This window comes from Actinomyces sp. MRS3W (genome assembly GCF_032465695.1).
Taxonomy (GTDB): domain Bacteria; phylum Actinomycetota; class Actinomycetes; order Actinomycetales; family Actinomycetaceae; genus Actinomyces.
Genome location: NZ_JAWDJJ010000279.1, coordinates 1 through 5,191, shown reverse-complemented (window position 1 = coordinate 5,191; position 5,191 = coordinate 1). Strand labels below are relative to the sequence as shown.

Below are 5,191 nucleotides of genomic sequence, written 5' to 3'. Positions count from 1 at the left end.
GGCGGTGGGGGCGGGCATCGGCCCCATTGCCGTCATCGCCCAACAGCCTGGGCCGATCGCGGCGGTGCTGGGCGACGAGCCGACGCTGGCCGCGGCTATGCAGGCCCCGGACGGCGATATCCTGCGCAGCCGCGTGGCGGTCATGGAGCCGACGACGGCAAAGGGCCTGGAGTTCGACGTCGTTGTGCTGGTGGATCCGGCAACGATCGGGCAGGTCAGCCCCGGAGACCTGTACGTGGCCATGACGCGTCCGACGCGGCGCCTGCGGGTTATCTCGCGGGTACCACTGCCGGCGGGGTTGACGTCGACGCCCGAGAACTCCTGACGGCGGTGAGCGTCACACCACAGGCTGCGCTCTGGTCACACGCCCCCGCACCTACGCCACCGTAGGTTACGGTTACGCGCGGTACCACAGCCCGCCGGGGCGCCTACCCGGCACAGGCGGGAACTCGGGAAAGGGAACCATGTTGCACACCTTCGACCAGGCCAGCGACGGCGGCCGCCACCCCGACAGCGCCTCCGCGGATTTCCTGCGTCCCCACTACGCTCCCGGCGTTCCCAGCGTCATCGCACCCGTCACCGAGCCGCTCTCGCGCATGCTCGACGACGCCACGCGCCGCTTCCCGGACCGCATCGCACTGGATTTCCTGGGGCAGGCGACCACCTACCGGCAGCTCAGCGACCAGGTGGCCCGCGCCGCGGAGGCACTGCACCGCCTGGGTGTAGGACGCGGCGACGTCGTCGGCGTCATTCTGCCCAACTGTCCTCAGCACGTGGTCATTGCTTACGCCGCCTGGCGCATCGGCGCCATCGTCGCCGAGCACAACCCGCTGGCCCCGGCCGCCCAGATCCGGGAGCAGATCAAGCTGCACCACGGCAAGGTGGTCATCGCCTGGGAGAAATCGCTGGCACGGATGGTGCAGGCGGTCGGTTCCCTGGAGCAGGCGGGCCTGGGCGGCCTCGCAGTGTATTCGGTGGACCTGTCCCGGGGCCTGCCGTGGACCAGCCGCCTGGCGCTCAAACTGCCGGTGGCGGCCGCCCGCTCCCAGCGCAGCGAGCTGCGCGGCAAGGTACCGGCGGGCGTGGGTTCCTGGGACGACCTGGTCGCCGCCACTGCGCCTCTGCCCGGCGGCCATCCCCTGCCGGCCGTCAGCGACGTCGCCGTGCTGCTGTACACCGGTGGCACCACCGGCACCCCCAAGGCGGTGCAGCTCACGCACGCCAACGCACGCGCCAACGCGGAGATGAGCCTGGCCTGGGCCTCCCAGACCTGCGAAGCCGGTCAGGAAACCTTCTACTCGGTGCTGCCGTTCTTCCACGCCTTCGGCATGAGCCTGTCGCTGCTGTGCGCCGTCGGGCTCGCCGCCACCCAGGTGGTCCTGCCCAAGTTCGGAGCCGACATGGTGCTGGCCGCCTGGAAGCGGCACCCGGCCACCTTCTTCCCGGGCGTGCCGGTCATGTTCGACCGTATTGCCACGCGGGCCCGGGCCACCGGCGCCGACCTGTCCAGCTGCAAGATCGCCGTCTGCGGGGCAGCGCCCACGCCGGCAGCGGTCGCTGCCGCCTGGGAGGAGGCGACCGGCGGGGTCATTATTGAGGGCTACGGCATGACCGAGACCGCACCCATCATCCTGGGCAACCCGATCTCCCCCGAGCGGCGTCCCGGAGCCCTGGGGGTGCCCTACCCCTCCACCGACGTGCGCCTGGTGGACCCCGAGCATCCCGAGGTCGAGGTGGAGCCGGGGCAGGTCGGCGAGCTGGTGGTGCGTGGCCCGCAGGTATTCGCCGGCTACTGGGAAAACCCCGAGGAGACCACCGCCGTCATGCTCCCGGGCGGTTGGCTGCGCACCGGAGACCTCGTGCGTCAGGAGGAGGACGGCTTCTACGTCATGGCCGACCGCCGCAAGGAACTCATCATTTCCGGTGGGTTCAACATCTACCCCAGCGAGGTGGAGGCCGCGGTGCGCTCCATGCCGCAGGTGGAGGAGGTGGCCGTAGTCGGTTTGCCCGCCGAGAGCGGCAATGAGTCCGTCGTCGCCGCCATCCTGCCCAAGGACGGCCAGACGGTCACGCTCGACCAGGTGCGCGCCTGGGCGGAGAAGACCCTGTCCCACTACGCCCTGCCCCGCCAGGTGGCGATCCTCACCGACATGCCCCGTTCCCAAATCGGCAAGGTGCTGCGCCGCGTCGTGCGTGAGGAACTGCTGGCCGCCCGGGAGGCGGCCGCAGACGCGGCAACGGCGGTGGGCGCCGTCTCCCAGTCGGCCGCCACCGCCCTGGTGGAACGGCTGGGCGAGGTCGGCCGCGCCGATGCCGCGTCCGCCGCTGCACCGCACTCTGCACACACCAGTAGCACTCCAGGTCACAGGGAGAATTGATGAGCCCCGCCAGCGACGACTCCGCCCGGTACCGGCGTCCGCATTACCAACCGAATATTCCCGCCGTCATTGAGGTTCCCGAGGGACCGCTGGGCGAGCTGCTCCACACCGCCGCCGAGTTCTACGGTGACCGCGTCGCCCTGGACTTCATGGGGGCGACCCTGACCTACTCCGAGCTGTTGGAGGCCAGTGAGCGCGCCGCCGGGCTGCTGCATGAGGCGGGGGTCAAGGCCGGTGACCGGGTCGCCCTCATCATGCCGAACTGTCCGCAGCACGTCATCGCTATCTACGGGGCGCTGCGCCTGGGAGCAATCGTCGCCGAGCACAACCCGCTCGCCCCCGCCGAGGAGATCCGCTCCCAGCTGGCTCATCACGGTGCACGCGTCGTCATCGCCTGGGAGAAGGGCGTGGAGCTCGTGCTCAACCCGGCTGCGACAGCGGCCGGTGGCACGGACCCGGATGCCGATCCCCTGGACGGTCGCACCGTGTTCAGCGTCGACTTATCCGCCGCCATGCCCGCCCGCCTGCGCGCCGCGCTGCGCCTGCCGGTGGCCAAGGCGCGCCAGACCCGCGCCTCCATGCGGGCGGCCTCGCTCCCACCCGGCGTGCGCTCCTGGGACCGGGAGATCGCCCGTGCCCGGCGGCTGCCGGACTCGTGGCCCTCCCCGAGCGGCGACGACGTTGCTGTGCTGCTGCACACCGGCGGGACCACCGGCATGCCCAAGGCCGCCATGCTCACGCACAAGAATTTGCGCGCGAATGCCAACCAGGCGATCGGCTGGGTGCCGATGCTGCACGAGGGCGGGGAGACCTTCCTGGCGCTGCTGCCGTTTTTCCACGCCTTTGGACTCACCTTCAACGTCTTCTGCGCGGTGCAGAAGGCGGCCACGCAGGTGATGCTGCCCAAGTTCTCGGTCAGTCAGGTACTGGAAGCGCATGCGCGGCGCCCCTTCACCTTCTTCGTGGGTGTGCCGGTCATGTTCGAACGGATTCTGCGTGGCGCCCAGAAGAAGGGCGTGTCGCTCAAGACGCTGCGCTACGGAGTGTGCGGAGCGGCCCCAATGCCGCCGGCCGTGGGCGCCGAGTGGGAGGCAGCCACGGGCGGATACTTCGTCGAGGGCTATGGCATGACCGAGACCAGCCCCATCGTTTCGGGTACGCCCATGGGGCCCAGCCGCCGCCTGGGAGCGCTGGGGCTGCCGTTTGCATCAACAGACGTGCGGGTCGTCGACCCGGACGCGCCGGACCCCGAGCGGGAAGTGCCCGACGGCGAACCGGGCGAGCTGCTGGTGCGCGGGCCCCAGGTCTTCGCCGGCTACTGGGACGATCCGGAGGCGACAGCGGCGGCAATGCTGCCCGGCGGCTGGCTGCGCACGGGCGACATGGTGCGCCGGGAGGACTCCTTCCTGTGGATGGCCGACCGGCGCCGCGAGTTGATCCTCACCGGCGGCTTCAACGTCTACCCCTCCCAGGTGGAGGCGGCGATCCTCACCCTCAAGGGAGTGGCGGACGTCGCCGTCGTCGGCCTGCCGGGAGGGGCGAACGGGGAACTGGTGTGCGCCGCGGTCGTGCTGGAACCGGGCACGCCCGCCGGGACGGTCACGCTGGAGACGGTGCGCGCTCACGCCGAGCAGACGCTCCCCCACTACGCCCTGCCCCGCCACCTGGAGATCATTGAAGAAATGCCCCGCTCCCAGATCGGCAAGATCCTGCGCCGCGTGGTGCGCGAGCAGATCGTGGGGCGGGTCGACGCCGCCGCCTGAGCGGCGCGTCCCCTCACAGCAGGCCGGCTGCCTCCAGGCTCCGGCGCAGGGCGGCGACCTCGTCGGCCTCGGCGCGCACCAGCGGCAGGCGCACGGCCGCGCTGGGGAGGCGTCCCTGCAACAACAGCGCCTCCTTGGCCATGACCGCGCCCTGCCCGCCACCCATAATGGCGCGAACCAGCGGGCGCATGCGCTGCGCCACGGCCCGGGCGCCGGCCAGGTCGCCGGCGTCGACCTCGGCGATCATCTCCCGCCAGGAGTGGGCGTCGGCGTGGGCGACCACGGAGACGACGCCGCTGGCGCCGTGGGTGAGCCAGGCGAAGTTCAGCCCGTCATCGCCCGAGTAGTACTCCAGCCCGGTGGCCTCCATGCGCTCGAAGCCCTGCTCGACGTCGCCGGTGGCGTCCTTGACCGCCAGGACGCGCTCATGCTCGGCCAGGCGGGCGAGGGTGTCGTCGGTGATCTTCACGCCGGTGCGGCCGGGGATGTCGTAGATCATGACCGGAAGGTCGGTGGCCTCCACCACGGCCATGATGTGCTGGTAGACGCCCTCCTGGCTGGGGCGGTTGTAGTAGGGGGCGTTGATGAGCAGCCCCTGCGCGCCGGCCTCCTGCGAACCGATGCCGATGCGCACCGCGTGCGCGGTGTCGTTGGAGCCGGCGCCCGCCACAAGCATGGCCCGCCCGGCGAGAGCATCCTTCACCTCGCGCAGCAGCGTCTGCTTCTCCGGCAGGTGGGTGGTGGGGGCCTCACCGGTGGTGCCGGCCAGCAGGATCATGTCGGCGCCGTCGTCGACGAGCGAAACAGCAAGCTTCTGCGCGGCCTCGACGTCGATCTCCCCCTCGGGGGTGAACGGGGTGACCATGGCGACGCCGACGGAGCCGAAGGACCGGTTAGGGAGAGCGCTCATAGTGATCAGCCTAACGGCATTGCCGCCTGTGTGCGGCGGGCTCTCACAGGGTGGGCGAAGTGTCGCCGGCGACGCATAAGCTCAGGCGCATGACCAACGCCATGCCGCTTCCCGACGACGCCCCGCCCACGCCCCCTGTT

The 5,191-nt window shown here is 70.9% G+C and carries 3 protein-coding genes and 1 pseudogene; 3 read left to right on the top strand and 1 reads right to left on the bottom strand.

All coding sequences use genetic code 11. The features are described 5' to 3' along the window. From RWX45_RS10745 to RWX45_RS10735, 3 genes and pseudogenes are all read left to right on the top strand, one after another. Positions 1-325, top strand: a pseudogene (locus RWX45_RS10745) (ATP-dependent DNA helicase); the annotation flags it as partial. A gap of 139 nt (positions 326-464) precedes the next feature. After that, positions 465-2,378, top strand: a complete 1,914-nt coding sequence (locus RWX45_RS10740) for an AMP-binding protein (RefSeq protein ID WP_316023718.1) — start codon at positions 465-467, stop codon at positions 2,376-2,378. Beyond that, positions 2,378-4,141: an AMP-binding protein gene (locus RWX45_RS10735; RefSeq protein ID WP_316023717.1), complete on the top strand. Its 1,764-nt coding sequence runs from the start codon at positions 2,378-2,380 to the stop codon at positions 4,139-4,141. Before RWX45_RS10740 ends, RWX45_RS10735 begins: the two co-directional genes overlap by 1 nt. Positions 4,142-4,154: 13 nt before the next feature. On the opposite strand, the gene dapA is transcribed toward RWX45_RS10735, so the two are convergent. Beyond that, positions 4,155-5,051: a 4-hydroxy-tetrahydrodipicolinate synthase gene (dapA, locus tag RWX45_RS10730; protein WP_316023716.1), complete on the bottom strand. Its 897-nt coding sequence runs from the start codon at positions 5,049-5,051 to the stop codon at positions 4,155-4,157. Positions 5,052-5,191 lie beyond the last annotated feature (140 nt).